Source organism: Nocardioides sp. JQ2195, from assembly GCF_012272695.1.
Lineage (GTDB): Bacteria > Actinomycetota > Actinomycetes > Propionibacteriales > Nocardioidaceae > Nocardioides.
Genome location: NZ_CP050902.1, coordinates 2000858 through 2023325 on the forward strand (window position 1 = coordinate 2000858; position 22468 = coordinate 2023325).

Annotated in this window: 24 protein-coding genes; 14 read left to right on the forward strand and 10 right to left on the reverse strand. The window is 68.4% G+C overall.

The genetic code is table 11. The features are described 5' to 3' along the window. The first annotated feature begins 4 nt into the window (after positions 1–4). Genes ncot_RS09570 through map form a run of 4 tightly spaced genes read left to right on the forward strand, consistent with a single transcriptional unit; the run spans position 5 to position 4032 of the window. On the forward strand, positions 5–1039 hold the full coding sequence (locus ncot_RS09570) for an OB-fold nucleic acid binding domain-containing protein (protein ID WP_168617404.1): 1035 nt from the start codon (positions 5–7) through the stop codon (positions 1037–1039). Beyond that, complete coding sequence (locus ncot_RS09575; RefSeq protein ID WP_168617405.1) at positions 1036–2091, forward strand: thiolase domain-containing protein; 1056 nt, start codon at positions 1036–1038, stop codon at positions 2089–2091. The genes ncot_RS09570 and ncot_RS09575 overlap by 4 nt, the downstream gene beginning before the upstream one ends. Continuing rightward, on the forward strand, positions 2088–3251 hold the full coding sequence (locus ncot_RS09580; protein ID WP_168617406.1) for a thiolase domain-containing protein: 1164 nt from the start codon (positions 2088–2090) through the stop codon (positions 3249–3251). Before ncot_RS09575 ends, ncot_RS09580 begins: the two co-directional genes overlap by 4 nt. 10 nt (positions 3252–3261) lie before the next feature. Then, entirely contained in the window at positions 3262–4032 is a 771-nt protein-coding gene (gene map / locus ncot_RS09585) for a type I methionyl aminopeptidase (protein ID WP_168617407.1), read from the forward strand. A 113-nt stretch (positions 4033–4145) separates the two neighbouring features. Here the strand turns inward: map and ncot_RS09590 are convergent, their stop codons facing one another. Both ncot_RS09590 and ncot_RS09595 read right to left on the reverse strand, forming a co-directional pair. After that, positions 4146–5180: a DUF559 domain-containing protein gene (locus ncot_RS09590; protein WP_168617408.1), complete on the reverse strand. Its 1035-nt coding sequence runs from the start codon at positions 5178–5180 to the stop codon at positions 4146–4148. A 109-nt stretch (positions 5181–5289) separates the two neighbouring features. Further along, the gene (locus ncot_RS09595; RefSeq protein WP_240938154.1) at positions 5290–6516 is read right to left on the reverse strand and encodes a cytochrome P450; all 1227 of its coding nucleotides are present in this window, start codon (positions 6514–6516) and stop codon (positions 5290–5292) included. 225 nt (positions 6517–6741) lie between these two features. Here ncot_RS09595 and ncot_RS09600 point away from each other — a divergent pair, with 225 nt between their 5' ends. The 3 genes from ncot_RS09600 to ncot_RS09610 are packed head-to-tail and all read left to right on the forward strand — an operon-like array spanning position 6742 to position 9630. After that, positions 6742–7905, forward strand: coding sequence for a steroid 3-ketoacyl-CoA thiolase (locus ncot_RS09600; RefSeq protein ID WP_168617409.1), 1164 nt, complete (start codon positions 6742–6744; stop codon positions 7903–7905). Continuing rightward, a complete protein-coding gene (locus ncot_RS09605) occupies positions 7905–9125 on the forward strand; it encodes an acyl-CoA dehydrogenase family protein (protein WP_168617410.1) in 1221 nt (406 codons plus the stop codon). The genes ncot_RS09600 and ncot_RS09605 overlap by 1 nt, the downstream gene beginning before the upstream one ends. Before the next feature lie 46 nt (positions 9126–9171). Further along, on the forward strand, positions 9172–9630 hold the full coding sequence (locus ncot_RS09610) for a TM2 domain-containing protein (RefSeq protein WP_168617411.1): 459 nt from the start codon (positions 9172–9174) through the stop codon (positions 9628–9630). Between the two features lie 71 nt (positions 9631–9701). Here ncot_RS09610 and ncot_RS09615 read toward each other — a convergent pair whose 3' ends face one another. Together ncot_RS09615 and ncot_RS09620 are read right to left on the reverse strand one after the other, a co-directional pair. After that, on the reverse strand, positions 9702–10580 hold the full coding sequence (locus tag ncot_RS09615; RefSeq protein WP_168617412.1) for an SDR family oxidoreductase: 879 nt from the start codon (positions 10578–10580) through the stop codon (positions 9702–9704). 36 nt (positions 10581–10616) lie between these two features. After that, the gene (locus ncot_RS09620; RefSeq protein ID WP_168617413.1) at positions 10617–11384 is read right to left on the reverse strand and encodes an SDR family oxidoreductase; all 768 of its coding nucleotides are present in this window, start codon (positions 11382–11384) and stop codon (positions 10617–10619) included. A 91-nt stretch (positions 11385–11475) separates the two neighbouring features. Between ncot_RS09620 and ncot_RS09625 the strand changes: the two genes are divergently transcribed. From ncot_RS09625 to ncot_RS09640, 4 genes are read left to right on the forward strand one after another with little or no spacing between them, the layout of a single operon-like run. Next, positions 11476–12234: an enoyl-CoA hydratase family protein gene (locus ncot_RS09625; RefSeq protein WP_168617414.1), complete on the forward strand. Its 759-nt coding sequence runs from the start codon at positions 11476–11478 to the stop codon at positions 12232–12234. After that, positions 12231–13124, forward strand: coding sequence for a CoA transferase subunit A (locus tag ncot_RS09630; RefSeq protein ID WP_168617415.1), 894 nt, complete (start codon positions 12231–12233; stop codon positions 13122–13124). The genes ncot_RS09625 and ncot_RS09630 overlap by 4 nt, the downstream gene beginning before the upstream one ends. A gap of 10 nt (positions 13125–13134) precedes the next feature. After that, positions 13135–13905, forward strand: a complete 771-nt coding sequence (locus tag ncot_RS09635; protein ID WP_168617416.1) for a CoA-transferase — start codon at positions 13135–13137, stop codon at positions 13903–13905. Next, the gene (locus ncot_RS09640; RefSeq protein WP_168617417.1) at positions 13902–14969 is read left to right on the forward strand and encodes a nitronate monooxygenase; all 1068 of its coding nucleotides are present in this window, start codon (positions 13902–13904) and stop codon (positions 14967–14969) included. Before ncot_RS09635 ends, ncot_RS09640 begins: the two co-directional genes overlap by 4 nt. A 63-nt stretch (positions 14970–15032) precedes the next feature. Here the strand turns inward: ncot_RS09640 and ncot_RS09645 are convergent, their stop codons facing one another. Further along, on the reverse strand, positions 15033–15299 hold the full coding sequence (locus ncot_RS09645; protein ID WP_168617418.1) for a WhiB family transcriptional regulator: 267 nt from the start codon (positions 15297–15299) through the stop codon (positions 15033–15035). Between the two features lie 151 nt (positions 15300–15450). Here ncot_RS09645 and ncot_RS09650 point away from each other — a divergent pair, with 151 nt between their 5' ends. Genes ncot_RS09650 through ncot_RS09660 form a run of 3 tightly spaced genes read left to right on the forward strand, consistent with a single transcriptional unit; the run spans position 15451 to position 18165 of the window. Continuing rightward, positions 15451–16533, forward strand: coding sequence for a CoA ester lyase (locus ncot_RS09650; protein WP_168617419.1), 1083 nt, complete (start codon positions 15451–15453; stop codon positions 16531–16533). Position 16534: 1 nt separating this feature from the next. After that, positions 16535–17398: a CoA ester lyase gene (locus ncot_RS09655; RefSeq protein ID WP_168617420.1), complete on the forward strand. Its 864-nt coding sequence runs from the start codon at positions 16535–16537 to the stop codon at positions 17396–17398. A 5-nt stretch (positions 17399–17403) separates the two neighbouring features. Further along, entirely contained in the window at positions 17404–18165 is a 762-nt protein-coding gene (locus ncot_RS09660) for an enoyl-CoA hydratase-related protein (protein WP_168617421.1), read from the forward strand. Between the two features lie 69 nt (positions 18166–18234). On the opposite strand, the gene ncot_RS09665 is transcribed toward ncot_RS09660, so the two are convergent. Genes ncot_RS09665 through hsaA form a run of 5 tightly spaced genes read right to left on the reverse strand, consistent with a single transcriptional unit; the run spans position 18235 to position 22401 of the window. Next, positions 18235–18738: a hypothetical protein gene (locus tag ncot_RS09665; RefSeq protein WP_168617422.1), complete on the reverse strand. Its 504-nt coding sequence runs from the start codon at positions 18736–18738 to the stop codon at positions 18235–18237. Between the two features lie 43 nt (positions 18739–18781). Then, complete coding sequence (locus tag ncot_RS09670; protein ID WP_240938155.1) at positions 18782–19414, reverse strand: flavin reductase family protein; 633 nt, start codon at positions 19412–19414, stop codon at positions 18782–18784. A 16-nt stretch (positions 19415–19430) separates the two neighbouring features. Next, entirely contained in the window at positions 19431–20330 is a 900-nt protein-coding gene (gene hsaC, locus ncot_RS09675; RefSeq protein ID WP_277345803.1) for an iron-dependent extradiol dioxygenase HsaC, read from the reverse strand. Beyond that, positions 20327–21223 carry a 4,5:9,10-diseco-3-hydroxy-5,9,17-trioxoandrosta-1(10),2-diene-4-oate hydrolase gene (gene hsaD, locus ncot_RS09680; RefSeq protein ID WP_206065266.1) on the reverse strand — a complete coding sequence of 299 codons (897 nt, stop codon included), beginning with the start codon at positions 21221–21223 and terminating at the stop codon, positions 20327–20329. Before hsaD ends, hsaC begins: the two co-directional genes overlap by 4 nt. A gap of 2 nt (positions 21224–21225) precedes the next feature. Then, the gene (hsaA, locus tag ncot_RS09685) at positions 21226–22401 is read right to left on the reverse strand and encodes a 3-hydroxy-9,10-secoandrosta-1,3,5(10)-triene-9,17-dione monooxygenase oxygenase subunit (RefSeq protein WP_168617423.1); all 1176 of its coding nucleotides are present in this window, start codon (positions 22399–22401) and stop codon (positions 21226–21228) included. Between the last annotated feature and the right edge of the window lie 67 nt (positions 22402–22468).

Sequence of the window (22468 nt, forward strand, 5' to 3'; positions counted from 1 at the left end):
GGTCATGAGCTCCAGTGAAGCCCGGACCCTGAGTGCTCCGGTCCGTGTCAGTTTCGACTACACCCGATCCGTCGGGCCAGTGCTCGGCCGCTTCTTCGACGGGTTGCGCAAGGGCCTGTTGCTGGCGGGTCGCACCCGGGACGGGGAGGTCATCCTGCCGCCCCCGGAATTCGACCCGGCCACCCTCGAGCCGATCACCGAGGTCACCGAGGTCGGCCCGGAGGGCACCGTCCAGTCCTGGACGTGGGTGCCCGAACCGGTCGCCGAGCAACCCTTCGATCGCCCCTTCGCCTGGGCTCTGATCCTCCTCGACGGCGCCACCGCTCCCTTCCTCCACGCGCTCGACACGCCGTACGCCGACCTGCGCGTTGGCATGCGCGTCCGTGCCCGCTGGTCCGCGGAACGCGTCGGGGCCATCACGGACATCGAGTGTTTCGAGCCGAGCGGCGCCGGAGGCGGCGACGCCGAGCATCCAACGGTGGTTGAGGAAGGCGCGCCAGCGCCTGTCTCGAAACCACAGGCGGGTCTCGAGACGGTTGCTGCGCAACCTCCTCGACCGGCGACAGGCCCCCTGATCACCCCCGTCAACCTCGACTACACCTACGCCGCCAGCCCGGAGGAGAGCACGTTCTTCCGCGGGCTCCGGGAGGGACGGATCCTCGGCCAACGCTGCCCTGCCTGCGGCAAGGTCTACGTGCCCCCTCGCGGCGCCTGTCCCGTCGACGGCGTCCCGACGACCGACGAGGTGGAGCTGGCCGGCACCGGCACGGTGACCACCTTCTGCATCGTCAACGTCCCGTTCCTGGGCCAGAAGATCAAGCCTCCCTATGTCTCGGCGTACGTGCTCCTCGACGGCGCCGACATCGCGTTCCTCCACCTGATCCTCGACGTCCCGGCCGACGAGGTGCGGATGGGGATGCGGGTCAAGGCGATCTGGCGGCCCCGCGAGGAGTGGGGCACCACGGTCGAGAACATCAGCCACTTCGCGCCGACCGGTGAGCCGGACGCCGACTTCGAGAGCTACAAGGTGCACCTGTGAGAGATGTTGCGGTGGTGGGCTTCGCCCACGAGCAGATGGCCGACTTCGACGGCTCGCCGACGATGGTCGAGCTGCTCGTCCCCCTCTTCCGGGAGGTCTACGAGCAGACCGGGTTCACCCGCAAGGACATCGGCTTCTGGTGCTCGGGGTCCTCCGACTACCTGGCCGGACGGTCCTTCTCGTTCGTCTCTGCCGTCGACGCGATCGGGGCACTCCCCCCGGTCAACGAGTCGCACGTCGAGATGGACGCGGCCTGGGCGCTCTACGAGGCGTGGGTGAAGATCCAGACGGGAGAGGTCGACACCGCCCTGGTCTACGGCTTCGGCAAGTCCTCGGCCGGGACCCTGCGCCGCACGCTCACCCTGCAGCTGGATCCCTACACGATGACTCCGCTGTGGCCGGACCAGGTGTCCCTGGCCGGTCTCCAGGCGCGACTCGGCCTCGAGGCCGGGCTGTGGGACGAGAAGGCCCTCGCCGAGGTGGCGCAACGCTCCCTGGACGACGCCGAGCGCAACCCCCACGCCGTACGCCGTGGCGGATCGAGCGTCGCCGAGCTCCTCGCACGCCCCCTGTACGCCGACCCGTTGCGCAAGCACGACATCGCCCCGGTCACCGACGGCGCCGCGGCCCTGGTGCTGGCCGCCGACGACCACGCCAGGAACGCCTGTGAGCACCCGGCCTGGATCACCGGGCTTGCGCACAACATCGATCCGTTGCACCTGGGTGCCCGGCCCCTCACCGAGTCTCCCTCGGCTCGCCGCGCCGGCGACGCTGCCGGCGTCGACGGGGTCGAGGTCGCCGAGCTGCATGCCCCCTTCAGCCACCAGGAGCTGATCCTGCGCAGCGAGCTCGGCCTGGGTGACGGCGTACGCATCAACCCCTCCGGTGGAGCCCTGGCCGGCAACCCGATGTTCACCGCAGGGCTGAACCGGGTCGGCGAGGCAGCAGGACTCGTCTGGCGCAGGGAGGCCGGGAAGGTCCTCGGCCATGCCACCTCCGGTCCCCTGCTGCAGCAGAACCTCGTCTGCGTCATGGAAGGAACCGCTCGATGAGCAAGCAACCAGCCGCCGTGATCGGCATCGGGCAGACCCACCACCGCGCCAAGCGGGAGGACGTCTCGATGGCCGGGCTCTGCCGGGAGGCGATCGACCGGGCTCTCGCCGATGCTGCTCTGGGCTTCGAGGACATCGATGCGGTCGTCGTCGGCAAGGCGCCCGACCTCTTCGAGGGCGTGATGATGCCCGAGCTCTATCTCGCCGAGGCACTGGGCGCCGCCGGGAAGCCACTGCTGCGTGTGCACACGGCCGGATCGGTGGGCGGGTCGACCGCCATCGTCGCCGCGTCCCTGGTCCAGTCGGGCGTGCACAAGCGGGTGCTGACCGTGGCCTTCGAGAAGCAGTCGGAGTCGAACGCGATGTGGGCCCTGTCGGCCCCGCTTCCGTTCATCATGCCGGTGCACGCAGGTGCCGGTGGCTACTTCGCTCCCCACGTGCGCTCCTACATCCGCCGCTCGGGTGCGCCCTCGCACGTCGGAGCGATCGTGGCGGCCAAGGACCGGCAGAACGCGCTGAGGAATCCCTACGCCCACCTGCAGAACAAGGACACCACCGTGGAGACGGTGCTGGCCTCCCAGATGCTGTGGGACCCGATCCGCTACGACGAGACCTGTCCGTCCTCCGACGGCGCCTGTGCCCTCGTGATCGCCGATGCGGACACCGCCGCGTTCGTCGACTCCCCCGCCTGGATCCACGGCACGGTGATGCGCTCCGAGCCCACCACGGCTGCCGAGCGGGACCAGGTGAACCCCCAGGCCGGGCGCGAGGCGGCGACGCACCTGTGGCAGCAGGCCGGCATCACGAATCCGCTCGAGGAGATCGACGCCGCAGAGGTCTACGTGCCGTTCTCGTGGTTCGAGCCGATGTGGATGGAGAACCTCGGCTTCGCCGCCGAGGGCGAGGGTTGGAAGCTGACCGAGTCCGGCGGCACGGCGATGGACGGCGTACTCCCGGTCAACTGCTCCGGTGGCGTGCTCAGCTCGAACCCGATCGGTGCGTCGGGGATGCTGCGCTTCGCCGAGGCTGCGCTCCAGGTTCGCGGCCGGGCCGGCGAGCACCAGGTCGACGGCGTACGCCGGGCGCTCGGGCATGCCTACGGTGGCGGCTCCCAGTTCTTCGCCATGTGGGTGGTGGGTGCCGAACCGCCCGCCCACTAGGGTTGGGCGCATGATCGAGCTCCGCACGCCTGCCCAGATCGACGAGATGCGGCCCGCCGGGGTCTTCGTCGGTGAGGTCCTGACCGCCCTGGCCGAGGCGGCCGACGTCGGCGTCAACCTCCTCGAGCTCGACGCGCTGGCACACCGGATGATCAAGGATCGCGGTGCGGAGTCCTGCTACATCGACTACCACCCGTCCTTCGGCGCCTCCCCCTTCGGGAAGGTGCTGTGCACCTCGGTCAACGATGCGGTGCTGCACGGCCTCCCCCACGACTACGTCCTGCGCGACGGTGACCTGCTGAGCCTCGACTTCGCCTGTGCCGTCGACGGCTGGGTCTCCGACTCGGCGATCAGCCTGGTGGTGGGCACGCCTCGTCCTGAGGACCTCGCCCTGATCGAGACCACGCAGGTGGCCCTGGCTGCTGGCATCCAGGCCGCCCGGGCCGGCAACAGGATCGGCGACATCGGCCACGCCATCGGCAACGTGGCCCGCTCCGCGGGACTCAAGGTCAACCTGCAGTTCGGCGGACACGGTGTCGGTCGGACCATGCACGGTGACCCGCACGTCGCCAACGACGGCCGCCTCGGTCGCGGCTACCCGCTCAAGCCCGGCCTGGTGATCGCCATCGAGCCGTGGTTCCTGCACACCACCGACGAGATCTACACCGACGCCGACGGGTGGACCCTGCGCAGCGCCGACGGATCTCGGGGTGCGCACTCCGAGCACACCATCGCCATCACCGAGGACGGCCCCCTCGTCCTCACCGCGCGAACCCCCTGACCCCGCGAACGGGCAGTGCTTGCTGCGCGAACGGGCAACTCTTGAGGTCCCAACGGGCAGCTGTTGCTGCGCGAACGGGCAACTCTTGAGGTCCCAACGGGCAGTTGTTGAGGTCAGCTCGGGCGTTGCCAAGGAAGGCGGCTGCGCGCATACAGTCGCTTCACCCGAGCGGAACGCTCCCCGAGGACGCGACCCAATTCCGCAAGCCAATCCGCGCGGGCAGGCCCGCTGAGTTGTTCCTTGCGGATGACGATCACGTGCCAGCCCTGCTCGCGGAGCCACGTGCGGCGTGACTCGTCGTGATCACGCTGCTCCTCGCCGTGGAACTCCTCACCGTCGTATTCGACGGCCACGCGTTGGCGCCGGTAGGCCAAGTCAATGCGCGCCATCAGCACGCCGTTCGCGGTGATTTCAACCTGTGGTTCGGGCATGGGCAGACCCTCGTCGATGATCACGCCGCGGGTCCATGACTCCCCGGGAGATTCGGACAGCGGGGTGGCGAGCGGATACAACTCGCGGACTTGTGTCACTCCGCGTCGACCCTTGAACCGGGTCAGGCCCAGTGCGAAGTCCTTGTGAGCGAGGTCGTGCTCGGACATGAAGGCGTCGAGCACGGCCAACGCGCCCCACCGGCCACGGATGCAGGCCAGGTCGAGCGCGGTGCGAACCGGAGTCGTGACGCTGACTCCGAAGACAGAGGCGGTCTCTGACGACTTCAGGTCACGTTCCATGCCGCGTACGCCGTTGCGTCGGGGTTTCGGATGTCCTGGAGGCACTGCCACCTCCACGTCGGGTACTCCGAAGCGGTCGTCAGGATCGTGAGCGTTGACCCCCCAGAGCCAGGCGGCCGTGCGATCGCAGACCACGGCATCGTCGGGGAGCACCAGGGCCACGCATCGGGCTCGGAGCTCGAGTGTGTCTGGCAGCTCGGTCGAGCAGTAGACGCCGGTGAGCAGTCGCCGTACGACGTCTGAGTCGAGCCATCGTCGAAGGGTGAACTCCGGGATCCCGAGTGTCCTCAGGTCACGCCAGCGAAACGGATGGTTGGGCGGATGAATTGTCATGGCACAACGCTGGCCGGACTCTGCCCATTGCGAAATGGTGACTGCCGTCGCCTGTGGATAACCACGGACGACGGCAGTCGACATAGCGCAAGAGTCGCCTGTTCGAACCTCAACAATTGCCCGTTCGCGCAGCAACAACTCCCCGTTCGCGCAGCAACAACTGCCCGTTCGCGCAGCAACAACTGCCCGTTCGTCAGTAGGTGACCTGGAGCTCCTTGATGCCGTTGATCCACGCGGAGCGGAGCCGGCGGGGTTCGCCGGCGCGAGCGATGTCAGGGACCTGGTTGGCGATCTCGTTGAAGATCAGCTCGATCTCGAGCCGGGCCAGGTTGGCGCCGATGCAGTAGTGCGCGCCGTGCCCGCCGAAGCCGAGGTGCGGGTTGTTCTCGCGCAGCACGTTGAACGTGTAGGCGTCCTCGAACACGTCCTCGTCGAAGTTGCCGCTGGCGTAGAACAGGCCCACCCGGTCGCCCTGCTTGACCTGCGTGCCGTTGATCTCGACGTCCTCGAGCGCGGTGCGCTGGAAGACCGTCACCGGAGTGGCCCAACGCACGATCTCGTCGACCGCGGACTGCGGGCGCTGCTCGCGGAAGATCGCCCACTGGTCGGGGTTGTCGAAGAAAGCGCCCATGCCGTGGGTGATCGCGTTGCGCGTGGTCTCGTTGCCGGCCACTGCCAGCAGGATCACGAAGAAGCCGAACTCGTCGTCGGTGAGCGCATGCCCGTTGACGTCGGCGGTGATCAGCTTCGTGACGATGTCGTCCTTGGGGTTCTTGCGACGGTCGTCGGCCAGACCGGCGGCGTAGGTGAGGATCTCGATCGACGCGGCCTCCTCATCGCCCTCGACGTCGGGGTCGTCGTAGGAGAGCATCTGGTTGGACCAGTCGAAGAGCTTCCCGCGGTCCTCCTGCGGTACGCCGAGCAGCTCGGCGATCGCCTGCAGCGGCAGCTCGGCGGCGATGTCCTCGACGAAGTTGCCCGACCCCTTCTCCTTCGCCGCGGCGACGATCCGCTTGGCGCGCTTCTCGAGGGCGTCGTGCAGGGCGTTCATGGCCCGCGGGGTGAACCCGCGCGAGATGACCTGGCGCAGCTTGGTGTGGTCCGGCGGGTCCTGGTTGATCAGCATCACGCCCTGGAGCTCGACCTGCTCGGGAGTCATGTCGGGGGCGAACCGGATGATCGCTCCCTGCTTCGCGGTCGAGAAGACCTTGCTGTTCTTGGACACCGCAGCAATGTCGGCGTGCTTGGTCAGCGCCCAGTAGCCCTCCACCCCGGCAAATCCGGCGCGCGCCTCCTGCGGTTGCGGGATCCAACGCACCGGAGTGGTGTGTCTCATGGCACGAAACTCCTCGTGCGGAATGCGCTGCTCGATCAGACCCGGGTCGGTCGGGTCGAAGTCGACGGCGAGATCAGTCGTCACGGTCACTGCTTCCTCCAGGAGCCTAGAACACGTTCTAGTGATGATCGTTACATACTCTCGGAATGTTCGGAAGGGTGCCGGCCAAATTGGCGATGAATTCTCCCGACCGGTCCCGGAGAGCGGAATGCTGTGCCCGGCAACTTGCTGGGCATGAGAACGTGTTCTAGTTTTGGGTGGTGACGCCGCCCGGCGTCGTACTCAACCCTGGTCGAACAGCGAGGCATCATGGGCAACCCGGTCATCGTCGAAGCAGTGCGTACGGCGCAGGGCAAGCGCCGCGGTTGGCTGGCGGGCGTGCACCCGGCCGAGCTCCTCGGCAACGCGCAGGTGGAGGTGCTCAAGCGTGCCGGCATCGATCCGGCACTGGTCGACCAGGTCATCGGCGGCTGCGTGTCCCAAGCCGGCGAGCAGTCCAACAACATGGTGCGGCGGGCATGGATGCACGCCGGCCTGCCGAACCACACCGCGTCCAGCGTGATCGACGCGCAGTGTTCGTCGGCCCAGCAGTCGGTGCACCTGATCAACTCGATGATCAGCGCCGGCGCGATCAGGGCCGGCGTGGCCTGCGGCATCGAGTCCATGTCGCGCATCCCGCTGGGCGCCAACGTGCCCAGGGGCCTGGGCAGTCCTCGGCCGGACAACTGGACCATCGACCTGCCCGACCAGTTCCTCGGCGCCGACCGAATCGCCCGGGACCGCGGCTTCAGTCGGGCCGACGTCGACGCCTTCGGGCTCTGGTCACAGGAGAAGGCCCGCTTCGCCGTCGACGAGGGCCGGTTCTCGCGGGAGATCTTCGGCGTCGAGGCACCGGTCCTCGACGACGAGGGCAACCCCACGGGTGAAACCCGCGTGGTCACCGAGGACCAGGGCCTGCGTGCCACCACCATCGAGGGCCTGGCCCAGCTCAAGCCAGTTCTCGACGACGGCATCCACACCGCCGGCACCTCCTCGCAGATCTCCGACGGCGCGTCGGCGATGCTGCTGATGGACTCCGACCTCGCCGACTCCCTGGGGCTCCGGCCGCGAGCCCGGATCATCTCGTCCTGCTTGGTCGGAGCGGACCCCTACTACCACCTCGACGGCCCCGTGCAGGCCACCGAGAAGGCGCTCGAGGACTCGGGGATGTCCATCGCCGACCTCGACATCTGCGAGGTCAACGAGGCGTTCGCGGCCGTGGTGATGTCCTGGGCCACGGTGCACCAGGTGCCGCCGGACAAGATCAACGTCAACGGTGGGGCGATCGCCCTGGGCCACCCCGTCGGATCCACCGGGACCCGTCTGCTGACCACCGCCCTGCACGAGCTCGAGCGTCGCGACGTGTCCACCGCCCTGGTGTCCATGTGCGCAGGTGGCGCGCAGGCGTCGGCCACGATCATCGAGCGCACCTGATGCACGAGTGGAGCGAGGACGACCTCGCCGTGCGCGACGCCGTACGCCAGTTCGTCGACAAGGAGCTGCGCCCCCACCAGGACGAGCTCGAGTTCGAGGGACTGCCGCCCTACGACCTCGTCCGGCACTACTACGCGACCTTCGGCCTGGCCGACGCCGCCGCGGAGAAGTTCGACTTCGAGATCCGCCGCGCGCGCGCCGCGGAGCAGGGACAGCCCTTCGACGAGGTCGAGCCCGACGGTCTCGACCTCGCGATGAACGCGGTCGCCAACATCGAGCTGGTCAAGGTCGGGATGGGCATTCCCACCGCCATCGGGGTCTCCACCGGGCTGGCCGCAGGGACCATCAACGCGATGGGCTCCATCGAGCAACGCGAACGCTGGGTCCGTGACCTCGTCACCTTCGACAAGGTCGGCGCCTGGGCGATCACCGAGCCCGAGTCGGGCTCCGACGCCTTCGGCGGCATGCGGTCCACCGTTCGCCCGGACGGCGACGACTTCCTGCTCAGTGGCCACAAGACGTTCATCACCAACGGGCCGTACGCCGACACGATCGTGGTCTACGCCAAGCTCGACACCGGCACGGGTGTCGATCGTCGGGACCAGCCGGTGCTGACCTTCGTCCTCGACAGCGGCATGGAGGGGCTCACCCAGTCCAGGCCGTTCAAGAAGATGGGCATGGCCTCCTCCCCCACGGGTGAGCTGTTCTTCGACCACGTCCGACTGGGGCGGGACCGCTTGCTCACGGGGCAGCCCGGCTCGGACGGCCGGGCCTCGGCACGGGCGAACTTCGTGGCCGAGCGGGTCGGCATCGCGACCTTCTCCCTCGGCATCATCGAGGAGTGCCAGCGACTCTCCATCGAGTACGCGAAGCAGCGCGAGCTGTGGGGCAAGCCGATCAGCAGCTTCCAGCTGATCCAGCTCAAGCTGGCCGAGATGGAGATCGCCCGGGTCAACGTGACCAACATGGTCTTCAAGGCGCTGGCGGCCAGGCGTGCCGGGGTGGTGATGGACATGGGCGAGGCCTCGGCGATCAAGCTCTACTCCTCACGTGCCGCCTGCGAGGTGGCCATGGAGGCGGTCCAGCTCTTCGGCGGAAACGGCTACATGGCCGAGTACCGCGTCGAGCAGCTGGCCCGGGACGCCAAGTCGCTGATGATCTATGCCGGCTCCAACGAGGTCCAGGTGACCCACGTCGCCAAGGCACTCCTGCGTCGTTGAGCGTCGTGCGGGTTTGAACCCCTCGTTGCGTGGCAGGATCGGCACTGTGAGTGACTTCGAGAACCAGCCGAGCGACGACCGGCCCGACCACAGCCACCAGCCCCCGCCCCCGCCGCCCCACCCGGGCGCCGGCCAGCCGCCGCCCCCTCCCGGCGCACCCCAGGCGCAGCAGCCCGGTTGGGGCCAGCCCGGTCCCGGGTACGCCAACCCGCACCAGCCCGGCTACGGCGCACCCGTCGCCTACGGATCCCCGGATCCTGCGGCGCCCTTCGGACGCCACCCGATGACGGGTGAGCCGTACGGCGACAAGAGCAAGCTCATCGCCGGAGTGCTCCAGCTCCTCGTGGGTGCGTTCGGTGTCGGCCGTTTCTACACCGGCCACACAGGCATGGCGGTCGCCCAGCTGCTCACCCTCGGTGGTTGCGGCATCTGGTCGCTGATCGACGGCATCATGCTGCTGGTCACTGATTCACGGGACGCCAACGGCCGTCTGATGAAGATGTAGCCGTCCCTCGACACACGACGAAACGCCCGGCAGGTCCACAACGGACCGGCCGGGCGTTCGTTCGTACGCACTCAGGCGCCGTAGACCTTCTCCGGAGGCGTTCCCTCCGCGATCAGCGCGTCGACGACCTCGCCGAGCTCGCTGGCTTCCCAGCGCCGGCCGGCATCGCGGGAGGCGCCGTGGTTCCAGCCTTCCTCCAGGGTGAGCAGTCCACCGTCGCTCTCGAACACACGGCCGGTCACATGGCCGGCGGCCTCCGAGGCGAGCCAGGCCACGATCGGGCTGTTGTCCTCGGGCAGCGCCATCTCGGAGGTGTCGAAGGCACCCTCGGTCATCCGGGTCTTCGCCACGGGGGCGAGCGCGTTGACACAGACGCCGACCCGGCCCAGCTCGGCGGCCGCAACCAACGTCATCGAGGCGATGCCGCCCTTCGCGGAGGAGTAGGCGACCTGCCCGACCGAGCCCTGCAGGCCGGCGCCGGACGTGGTGTTGATGACCCGACCGGCACGCTGGCGCCCGGCCTTCGACTCCGCACGCCAGTACGCCGCGGCGTGGCGCAGGGGCGCGAAGTGGCCCTTCAGGTGCACCCGGATCACGGCGTCCCACTCGTCCTCGGTGGCGTTGAACAGCATCCGGTCACGCACGAAGCCGGCGTTGTTGACCAGGATGTCGAGGCCGCCGAAGACCTCGATGGCCTGCTGCACCATCGCGGCGGCCTGCTCGAAGTCGGCCACGTCGGCACCGTTGACGACTGCCTCGCCGCCGAGCGCCTCGATCTCGGCGACCACCTGGTGGGCGGGCGAGTCCTCCTTCTCGCCGTTGTTCGAGACGCCGTAGTCGTTGACGACGACCTTGGCGCCCTGGCGGGCGAGCTCGAGGGCGTGGGCACGGCCGAGGCCGCGACCGGCGCCGGTGACGATGGCAACTCGGCCATCCAGGATCTTGCTCATTGCAGCGTTGCTCCTTGTGGTGTGGTGGACGGCCGTTCAGGCCGGGGTGTGGTTGGCGAGCACGTGCTGGAAGACCGGTTCCTCTCCACCGCCGTGGCACTGGATCGAGGCACCTGAGACGTAGGAGGCGAGGTCGGAGGCCAGGAACAGCACGACGCCGGCGATCTCCTCCGGTTCGGCCATCCGCCCCATCGGGATGGTCCGCTCGATGGCGGCCACCGTTGCGTCGCCGCCGTAGTGCCCGGCAGTCTCGCTGGTGCGGCACAGGCCCACGTTGATGGAGTTGATGCGCACCTTCGGCGCCCATTCCATGCCGGCGCTCACCGTGAACTGGTCGACGGCCGCCTTCGCGGCGCCGTACACGGCAGTGCCCGGGGACGGCCGCAGCGCCGAGATGGAGGAGATGTTCACGATCGCGCCGCCCTGAGACTGGGCCTGCATCACTCGGTTGGCTGCCTGGGCGACCGACAGCACCGAGGTGAAGTTGAGGTCCATCACCTTGGTGTGGAAACGGGGTGAGCCGTCGGCGAGCAGGGCGTAGGGCGATCCGCCGGCGTTGTTGACCACGACGTCGAGGCGACCGTGCTCGGTGGCCACGCCCTCGACCATGGCGCGGACCGCCTCAGGGTCACGGACGTCACAGACGACGTGGCTGGTGCCGGGAGCGGCGGGAACGTCGGAGCGGGCACAGGTGACGACCGTGGCGCCGGCCTCCACGAAGGTGTGAGCCACCCCCGCACCGATTCCTTTCGTTCCACCGGTGACCAGCACGACGCGGCCACTCAGGTCGATCTGGACTGCCATGGGATTCCTTCCTCGGAGCGGACCAAGCAAGTGCTAGGGTACCAAGCAAGTGTTTGTTTGTGCAGTTCCGTCCCGAGAAAGGTCAGGCACCATGGCAGTCACGTCCGAGATCCGCGAGGACCACGTCCGAGTGGTCACGATGGAGCACGGCAAGGTCAATGCGCTCCCGGTGTCCGACTGGTACGCCGTCGCGGCGGCACTGGACGAGGCCGGCCGGGACCCGCAGACCCACGTCGTGATCCTTCGTGCCGAGGGCCGCGGCTTCAACGCCGGGGTCGACATCAAGGAGATGCAGCAGACCACCGGGTTCGAGGCACTGCTGGGCGCCAACTCCGGCTGCTACGCCGCGTTCAAGGCTGTCTACGAGTGCGCGGTGCCCGTCATCGCAGCGGTGAACGGCCACTGCATCGGCGGTGGTGTCGGCATGGTCGGCAACGCCGACGTCATCGTCGCCTCCGAGGATGCCTACTTCTCCGTGCCCGAGGTGAACCAGGGCGCCCTTGGCGCGGCCACCCACATGGCCCGGCTCGTCCCGCAGCACATGATGCGCACCCTCTACTTCACGGCGGGCCGGATCCCCGCGTCGAGCCTGCTCCAGTTCGGCTCGGTGCACCGCGTCGTGCCCCGCGAGGAGTTGGACGGGGCCGCGCTGGAGGTGGCACGGGTGATCGCCTCAAAGAACACGAAGGTGATCCGCGCCGCCAAGGAGGCGATCAACGGGATCGACCCGGTTGACGTCAACAAGAGCTATCGCTTCGAGCAGGGATTCACCTTCGAGCTCAACCTCGGGGGTGTCTCCGACGAGCTCCGCGATGGATTTGCAGGAACGGACAAGGCAGGAAACAAGTGAGCAACAAGCCCCGCGACAAGCGGATCACCATCGACGAGGTCGTCGCCACCCTCGAGGACGGGATGACCATCGGGATCGGCGGCTGGGGGCCGCGGCGCAAGCCGATGGCCCTGGTTCGCGCCATCCTGCGCTCGGACCTGAAGGACCTCACGATCGTGTCCTGGGGTGGCGCCGACGTGGGGTTGCTGGCCGAGGCAGGCAAGATCAAGAAGCTGATCTATGCGTTCGTGACCATGGACACGGTCCCCCTCGAGCCGCACTTCCAGGCAGCCCGTCAGAACCGCACGATCCCCGAGATCTGTGAGTGGGACGAAGGCATGTTCCAGACGGGCCTGATCGCCGCGTCGCAGAGGCTGCCGTTCCTTCCGATGCGCGCGGGCCTGGGTTCCGACGTCCTGGTCAACAACCCTGAACTGAAGCTGGTGACCAGCCCCTACCGCGACCGGAACGGCGACCAGGAGGAGTTCGTCGCCGTCCCCGCACTGGAGCTCGACGTCGCCCTGGTGCACATGAACCGTGCGGACCAGCACGGCAACGCCAGCTACCTGGGGCCCGACCCCTACTTCGACGACCTGTTCGCGATGGCCGCCGACAGGACCTTCGTCTCGTGCGAGCAGGTCGTGGACACCGCCGGGCTGACGGTCGACACCCCGGTGCAGCGGATGCTGCTCAACCGGATGATGGTCACCGGCGTCGTGGAGACCCCGAACGGCGCCCACTTCACCAACTGCGTGCCCGACTACGAGCGCGACGAGAAGTTCCAGAAGCACTACGCCGCATCCGCCAAGGACCCCGAGGCGTGGGCAGCCTTCAAGGAGCGCTTCCTCTCCGGCGACGAGTCCACCTACCAGGAAGCCGTGCAGGCATTCCACGCCGAGCAGGAAGCCTGAGGAGATCGACATGACTGATGTTTCCCGCGCAGAGGTCTGCGCCGCAGCCATCGCCGACGCGTTCGCGGAGGACGGCGAGATCTTCGGTTCCCCGATGGGAACACTGCCGATGCTCGGAGTCCGCCTGGCCAAGCTCACCTCCAACCCTGACCTGGTGATGAGTGACGGCGAATCGTTGTATCTCAGCGGGGTCCCGCCGATGTTCGCCAAGGCAGACGTCGTCGAGGGATGGATCCCGTTCCGTCGGGTCTTCGACGTTGTCGCCTACGGCAAGCGCCACGTCATGATGGGCGCCACCCAGGTCGATCGCCACGGCAACCAGAACATCTCCGCCATCGGTGACTTCGACAGACCCACCCGGCAGCTCCTCGGCTCACGTGGGGCTCCGGGGAACACCGTCAACAACCGCACCTCCTACTGGGTGCCCAAGCACTCGGCCCGCGTGTTCGTCGAGCGGGTCGACGTGGTCTCCGGGGTCGGACCGAAGGCAGCCAAGGAGGCCGGACCGGCCGCCGCGAAGTACAACGACATCCACCGAATCGTCACCAACCTCGCCGTCCTCGACGTCAAGGGTGCCGATGACACGGTCCGCCTGCTGTCGGTGCACCCGGGCGTCACCGTCGACGAGGTCGTGGAGGCGACGGGCTTCGAGCTCGCCGTCGAGGGAGACGTGCCGAGCACCCGGCTCCCGGACGACAACGAGCTGATGATCATCCGCAACGTCCTCGACCCGAAGAACATCCGCGACCGCGAGGTCCCACCGGTGGTGGCTGCCGAGTGACCACCGAGCGGCTGCTGCGCACCGCGCTGACCGACCTGGTCGGCGTACGCCACCCGATCGTCCAGACCGGAATGGGGTGGGTGGCCGGGCCCCGCCTGGTCGCCGGCACCGCCAACGCCGGTGGTCTGGGGATCCTGGCCAGCGCCACGATGACCCTCGACGAGCTCGAGAAGGCCATCGTGGAGGTGAAGTCGCGCACCGACGAACCGTTCGGCGTCAACCTGCGCGCGGACGCGGCTGATGCACCTGCGCGGTGCGACCTGCTCATCGAGCACGGCGTCAAGGTGGCGTCGTTCGCCCTGGCACCCAGGCCGGAACAGATCGCCAAGCTCAAGGAGCACGACCTTGTCGTGATCCCGAGCGTCGGCCTGCCCAAGCACGCCAGGAAGGTGGCTTCCTGGGGTGCGGACGCGGTGATGATCCAGGGCGGCGAGGGCGGTGGCCACACCGGCTCGGTGCCGACCACGCTCCTGCTGCCCACCGTCCTCGACGCAGTCGACATCCCCGTGGTCGCGGCGGGTGGCTTCTTCGACGGTCGGGGCCTCGCCGCCGCCCTGTCCTACGGTGCTGCCGGCATCGGCATGGGCACGCGCTTCCTGCTCACCCGTGACAGCGCTGTTCCCGATGCGGTCAAGGACCTCTACCTCTCGTACGACGTCAACGGCACCGTGGTCACCGACAAGGTGGACGGGATGCCGCACCGGATGCTGCGCACGCAGCTGGTCGAGGAGATCGAGGAGTCCAGCCGCTTGAAGCGGTTGACACCGACTCTCAGGCGCACCCTCGAGTTCAAGAGGATGACCGGGATGAGCTGGCTGGAACTGGCCCGCGACGGTCGTGAGATGAAGAAGAGCCAAGGGCGCACCCTCGGCCAGATGACGCTCGCAGCCAACACGCCGATGATGCTGAAGTCTGGCCTCGTCGACGGGGACACGGATGCCGGGGTGCTGGCCTCGGGCCAGGTTGTCGGCGTGCTCGATGACCTTCCGACCTGCGAGGCGCTGATCGACCGGATCGTCGCCGAGGCCGTCACCTGCCTGAAGCGCGCCCAGTCCTACCTGTGAGCGACGCCGGGTGAGGGGTGCCCGTCATGCGCAAGGTCTGAACCGTCCCGCGTTCAGTAGAGGCTAGGCAGCGTCCTTGCGGGGCCGACCCCGGCCGCGCTTGTGGGCCACGACTTGGCCCTGGACCAGGATCTGGCCGCCCCAGACGCCGTGCGGCTCCTGTCGCTCCAGTGCCCCGGCCAAGCACTCGGCCAGCAAGGGACATGCTGCGCACAGCTCGCGGGCACGGTTGAGGGCCGCCGGGTGCTCGGCGAAGAACAGGTGGGGTTCCTGACTGCAAGGAGGTGGGGGCACCCCCTCACACTGGCCGTCTGAGGTAGGCCGACGCATCGGGAAGATGCCTTAGAACAACCCCGAGACGCCCCCGGTGTCTCGCGTGCGGTGGGTCATACCGTGGCGCCCCTTCGTCCTGCTAGGTTCGCCGGTGAATCCGGCGCGCCGCCGTCGTGGCGCGCCTGCACACACTTCGAGGAGCAGATCGTTGCGTACCGCCAAGGACTTCTTCGCCCCACTCGCCGTCGGCGCCCCCGCGCCGTTGCGTGAGATCCCGGCCCGGCCGTCCCGGGCCATCCACTTCTTCGATCCCGGCAACGAGAAGATGGCGGCGAAGATCCCGGCCATGGTCGGCACCACCGACGTCCTCCTGGGCAACCTGGAAGACGCGGTCAAGGCCGAGAACAAGGAGAAGGCCCGCAACGGCCTGGTGAAGATCGGTCAGGAGACCGACTTCGGACCGACCCAGTTCTGGACCCGGATCAACTCCCTCGACTCCCCCTGGGTGCTCGACGACCTGACCACGCTGGTGCCCGCGATCGGCGACAAGCTCGACGTGATCATGGTCCCGAAGGTGCAGGGCGCCGAGGACATCCACTACGTCGACCGGATCCTCGCCCAGCTCGAGGCCAAGGCCGGCATCGAGAAGCCGATCCAGGTGCACGCCATTCTCGAGACCGCCCGCGGTGTGGCGAACATCGAGGAGATCTGTGGCTCGTCGCCGCGGATGCAGGGCCTCTCCCTCGGCCCGGCCGACCTGGCTGCCGACCGCCGGATGAAGACCACCCGCGTCGGCGGCCCCCACCCCGGCTACCTCGTGCGCGGTGACGCCCCCCGCACCGACGACGGTGGCTTCGCCTACGACGCCGAGCGGACCACCTACCAGCAGGACCTCTACCACTACACGATCGCGCGCATGGTCGACGCCTGCGTGATGCACGGCATCTACCCCTACTGGGGCCCGTTCGGCGACATCAAGGACACCGTCGCCTGCGAGGACCAGTTCCGCAACGCCTTCCTGCTCGGCTGTGTCGGCGCCTGGTCGCTGCACCCCGTACAGATCAAGATCGCCAACCGGGTCTTCGCGCCGAGCGTCGAGGACGTCACCCACGCCCGCCGGGTGATCGCCGCCATGGGTGACGGCACCGGCGCGGTGATGATCGACGGCAAGATGGAGGACGACGCCTCCGTGAAGCAGTGCAAGGTCCAGGTGGAGCTCGCCGACCAGCTCGCTGCGATCGACCCCGAGCTCAAGGAGCTCTATGACGCCATCGAGACCCCGGAGGCCTGACATGAGCGAGTTCACTCCCCTGCGTTCGGTCCTCTACATGCCCAGCTCCAACGAGCGGGCACTCGAGAAGGCCAAGTCCATCGCCTGCGACGGGCTGATCCTCGACCTCGAGGACGCGGTCGCCCCCGACGCCAAGCCGGCGGCCCGCGAGACGGCAGCAGCCGCTGCCGCCAGCGGTGACTACGGTCGCCGCACGGTCACCATCAGAGTCAACGGCATCGGCACCGAGTGGCACGACGCCGACATCGAGGCCGCATCGCAGGCCGGCCCCGCCGCGATCGTGGTGCCCAAGGTCAACTCGGCCGACGAGGTCAAGCAGCTCGTCGCCGCCATGGAGAAGGCCGGAGCTCCCGACCACACCAAGCTGTGGGCGATGGTCGAGACCCCCATTGCGATCCTGGATGCCCTCGCGATCGCGCGTGGCTCCGAGCGCCTCGGCGCCTTCGTGCTCGGCACGAACGACCTGGTCAAGGAGCTCTACGCCGAGCACGTGCCCGGCCGCGCGCCGATCCTGCCCAGTCTGCACACCGCGCTCCTGGCCGGACGGGCCGCCGGCATCGCGGTCATCGACGGCGTCTACAACGACGTGAAGAACATCGACGGCTTCCTCGCCGAGTGCGAACAGGGTCGTCAGATGGGCTTCGACGGCAAGACGCTGATCCACCCCGGCCAGGTCGAGGGCGCCAACACGGCGTTCGCCCCGTCGGAGCAGGCCGTCGAGGATGCCCGTGGGCTGATCCAGGCCTGGAATGCTGGCGGCAAGGGCGTCGTGACCTACAACGGCAAGATGGTCGAGAACCTGCACGTCGAGTCCGCGCAGCGCACGCTCGACATCCACGATGCCATCACCGCTCTCGCCGAGTAGCCCCCGTGCCTGATGAACTCGAGGTCTCCCGCACCGACGGCGTCGTGACCGTTACCTTCAACCGGCCCGAGCGCCACAACGCCTTCACCAAGGCGATGTACTCCGGCATCCGCGAGCTGTGCGACGAGCTCGCCACCGATACCTCGGTCAAGGTGGTGGTGCTGCGGGGCGCGGGTGGCCGGGCCTTCGCCGCAGGCAACGAGATCTCCGACTTCGTCGAGGCGGACGCGGTCGCCTACGAGAACTGGATCCGTGAGCTGCTGCAGAAGCTCTTCGCCCTGCCCCAGGTCACCATCGCCGCCATCGACGGGGTCTGTGTCGGAGGCGGACTGGCCGTGGCCACCCACTGCGACCTGCGCATCGCCACTGCGGGATCACGCTTCGGCTACCCGATCGCCCGCACCCTCGGCAACGCCCTCGCCGCACCGATCGTCTATCGCTGCGCCGCTGTCTTCGGGGAGTCCCTGACCCGCGAGATGCTCCTGGCCTCTCGGCTGGTCGGTGCCGACCGGGCGTACGCCGTGGGCGCGCTGATGGCGGTCACCGACGACCTGGACGCCGAGGTGGCGAATCTCGTCGAGGGGATCACCAGGGCCTCGGGCGTCACGCTCAGCGCCACCAAGCAGCAGCTCTCCGCCCGCGCCGACAGTCTCGAGCGGGCGCCGGAGGGCGACGATGCCCTGCTCCACGAGGTCTACACCGGCAGCGACTTCCACGAAGGCGTGCGCGCGTTCCTGGCCAAGGAGAAGCCCGCCTTCAAGCGCTGAGCGGGCACGTGGTGGCACATGGACCGCGCCCCCACGCGCCGCCTCGGCCACTGGTGTGCCCGGCACATCTCACAGCGGACGACCCGTGGCCCGGTACCCGGTGATCAGCTCGGTCGCGTCCGGCCGTTCGTCGGGGAGCGGCTCGTCGAGCGCGTCCGTGGGCTCGTCGAACCCGGGGTCGCTGCGCAGCACGCCGCGCACGCCGGCGGCCGCCATCGGCACCAGCGTCTCCCGGCTCATCGAGGCAACCGGATCGACCTCGAGGACATAGCGGAGCATCGCCAGGCCGATCAGCTGGGAACCCACCAGCTCTGCGCGCGACGTGGACACCTGGACCTTGCGCCGGCGACCCAGCATGCCGTTCATCCGCTTGTTCACGAAGGCGTGGAAACGTTGCGCGGAGCTGGCATCGGCGACGCTCGCCCGCACCATGCGCAGCATGCGATCGCGGGTCAGCGGGCTCTCGCACAGGCGCAGGAAGCGCCGCACCAGACGGGTGGAGAAGTCGTCGCCACTGAGATCGGCGGGATTGCCCAGCTCCTCGTCGTTGGCGTCGAGGTGCTCCCGGGTCACGTCGGGGAGTCTGGCACGCGCGCGGGGTGCCGTGGTTCGGGTCTCAGCGGAGGGTGCGATAGCCGCCTTGGAAGTAGAGCAACGGGTCAGGCGAAGAGCCGTCCGCGTCGCTGGTGAAGTCCATGTCCTGCACCCGGCCGACCACGATGTGGTGGTCCCCCGCTTCGTGCACCGCGTGGACCGTGCAGTCCACGTGGCCGACGATGCCGTCGAACATCGGCGCGCCGGTCTTCGACAGCGACCACTCGAGCCCGGCGAACTTGTCGACGCCCCGGCTGGCCATCACGTTGGAGAGCTCCTGCTGCCCGTCGGCCAGGAAGTTCACGCAGAAGTGGCCGGCACGCTGCATCAGCGGCCAGGCCCGCGAGGTCTTGGCCGGGATGAAGGTGACCAGCGGCGGGTCGAGCGAGACCGAGGAGAACGACTGGCAGGTCATGCCGACCGGCTCGTCGCCCGACATCGAGGTGACCACGGTGACCCCGCTGGCGTAGCGACCGAGCACGTCACGGAACCGCCGCGCTGCGGCCTGGGCGACCGCCGTGTCGGCGATGTCGGTGTCCTCGCCCGGGCGGAACTCGAAGTTGAAGTTGCCCAGGAACGACTCGATCAGGGCCGGCGGCGGCCAGGTCTCGTGGGCGTCGTCGCGCATTCCCCGGGGGAGGTCTCGGTCGGTCATGGCACCCATTGTCTCGTCAGGCTCCGCCACCGAAGTCATGGCCCCAGTAGGAGACCGCGGTGGACTCCCGGGCGACCCAGCGTGAGTCCTCGACCTGCAGGCCCTCGGTGCCGAACTCGACGTCGAAGCCGCCGGGCGACTTCACGTAGAACGAGACCATCTCGTCGTTCATGTGACGCCCCAGCGTCGCGCTCAGCGGTGCCTGGTGCTTCTTCACCCGCTCCAGGGCGCGGCCCACGTCGTCGAGACGCTCGACCTCGAGCATGATGTGCACGCAACGGCTCGGGTTCGGCATCGGCAGGAAGGCCAGCGAGTGGTGCCTGGGGTTGACGCCGAGGAAGCGCAGCCAGACCTTGGAGCCGGGCTCCTTGCCGACGAACTCCCCCGGCATGCTCATCGAGTCGCGCAGCCGGAAGCCGAGGACCTCGGTGTAGAACCGCAGGGCTTCGACGTCGTCCGTGACGGGGACGACGATGTGCCCCATGCCCTGGTCGCCAGTGACGAACGTCGCGGCGTACGGCGTGACGACGGGCCGTGACTCGTAGGTGATGCCGTGGAACAGCTCGAAGACGTTGTCCCAGGGATCCTGGAACCGGACCAGCTCCTGGACTCGGCGCTCGGCCAGCTCCTCCGGCGTACCTTCCTCGAAGTCAACACCGGCCTTCTGCAGGTGTTCCCGTGCTTCCTGCAGGGCGCGGTGGTCGGCCACCTCCCAGCCGGTGGCCTCCAGCCGGTCGACGTCGGAGGGGAACACCACCAGGCGGGCGGAGACCTCGTCGATGCGGAAGTAGAGGTTCTCCGGGTCGGGGCCGCGGCCCTCGGCCAGACCGAGCACCTTGCCACCGAAGTGGCGCCACTGGTCGAGATCTGTGGACGCCACACGCACGTAGCCCATGGACCTGATGTCGATCGTCATCGTGCGCCTCCGTTCGCCGCGTCACCGCGGTCACGCTCCACGTGGTTGGACAGGAACTGTGTGGTCACCTGGCGGAACTCCTCGGCCGCCTCGACCTGCGCCCAGTGACCGCAGTTCGGGAAGACGTGCAGCTGCGCCTTCGGGATCGTCTTGAGAGCGACCATCGCGCCGTCGAGAGGGTTGACCCGGTCCTCCCGGCCCCAGGTCAGCAGGGTGTGCTGGCGCAGTCGGTGCGCCTCGCGCCAGAGCATCCCGTCCTCATGGGTCTCCGGGTTCCAGAACGAGGCACCCATGGACGCCATCGCCTCACGGGACCCGGGGGCAGTCGCGTCGGCGAAGCGTTCCTCGACCAGCTCGTCGGTGACCAGTGCCTGGTTGACGACCATGGTCGAGATGAAGGCCCGCAGCCTCTCGCGAGTCGGCTCCGCACCGAAGTCCATCAGCGCCTTGACCCCCTCGGTGGCGTCGGCGTGGAAGAGGTTGAGCGAGAGCCCGCCCGGCCCCATCAGCACCAGTCGAGCCACCCGCCCGGGGTGCTCGAGGGCCAACCGGGTCGCGGTGCCACCGCCGAGACTGTTGCCCAGGAGGTGGAAGCGGTCGATGCCGAGCTGGTCGAGCAGCCCGATCACGTACTTCGCGGAGAACCGGAAGTAGTTGCCCTCGACGGCCGGCTTGTCGGAGCCACCGAATCCGGGTTGGTCGACCAGGATGGTGCGGAAGTCCTGGGCGAAGCCGGGCAGCGCACTGCCGAAGTTCGACCACGAGGACGCTCCGGGTCCACCGCCGTGCAGCATCACCAGCGGGAGCCCCCCGGCGTCTCCGGACTCGTAGTAGTTGAGGGTGACGCCGTCGACCGTTGCGGTGCGGCGCACGTCTTCCTGTGCCAGGGTCACGATCAGTACATCCCCGGGTCGATCTTGTGGCCGAACTCGAGGTCGCCATACATCTTGAGGGAGCGCTCGGGGTCGTTGGCCGCGTGCACGCGACCCGCGTGGGCGTCGCGCCAGGCCCGCTGCAGGTAGGTGCCCTCCGCCAGGGCACGGCCCCCGGAGGCCTCGAAGAGTGCGTCGATCGCGTCGATCGCGCGCTGGGTGCCGAGCACTTGGTCGCGGCGCACCTTGAGCCGCAGGTTGAGCGGGATCCTCTCGCCCTTCTCGACCAGGGCCTGCTCCTCACGGATGTTGCTCATCAGCAGGGCCCAGGCCGCGTCGATCTCGGAGCCGGCGCGGGCGATGCGCACGGCCGCGAAGGGGTCGGAGGAGGCCTTCTCCCCGAGGTAGGCCGCCCGCACCCGCTTCTGCTGCATGTCGACGTGCTCCGCGTAGGCCCCGGTGGCCATGCCCACGATCGGCGAGCTGATCGTGGTGGTGAACAGCGAGTGGAACGGCAGCTTGTAGAGGGTGCCCGGATTCTGCTCCTGACCCGGACCGAAGCAGCGCCCGGTGTCGGACATGGAGAGCGTGAAGGCCTGCGGCACGAAGACGTCCTTGACGACGATGTCGTTGGAGCCCGTTCCACGCAGGCCGACCACGTTCCACACGTCGACGACGTCGTAGTGGTCGCGCGGAACCAGAAAGGTACGGAAGTCGACGACTGAGCCGTCGGGCCCGTCCTCGCTGAAGACCAACCCGCCGAGCAGGACCCAGTTGGCGTGGGCCGACCCGGACGAGAAGGACCACGTGCCCGAGAGCGTGTAGCCGCCCTCGGTGAGCGTGGCCTTCCCGGTCGGTGCGTAGGACGAGGAGAGACGAGTGCTGGTGTCCTCGCCCCAGACCGCCTGCTGTGCCTCGTCCGGGAAGAGGGCCACCTGCCACGGGTGGACACCCAGGACCGAGGAGATCCATCCCGTCGAGCCGTCGGCGGAGGCGATCTCCTTGACGGCGGTGAAGAAGTCCACCGGGTCGCTCTCGAGCCCGTCGAAGCGCCTGGGCTGGAGCATCCGGAAGAAGCCGGTCTCCTCCAGTGCCTTGACGGTTGCGTCAGGAACCTGGCGCAGCTTCTCGGCCTCGTCGGCCCGCTCCCGGAACGTGGGCAACAGGTCGCGTACTCCGTCGAGGACTTCCTTCGACATCTCGGGTCTCCTGGCAGTAGGTCTGGTGATGTACCAATACTAGAACACGTTCTCATTTGACGCGAGA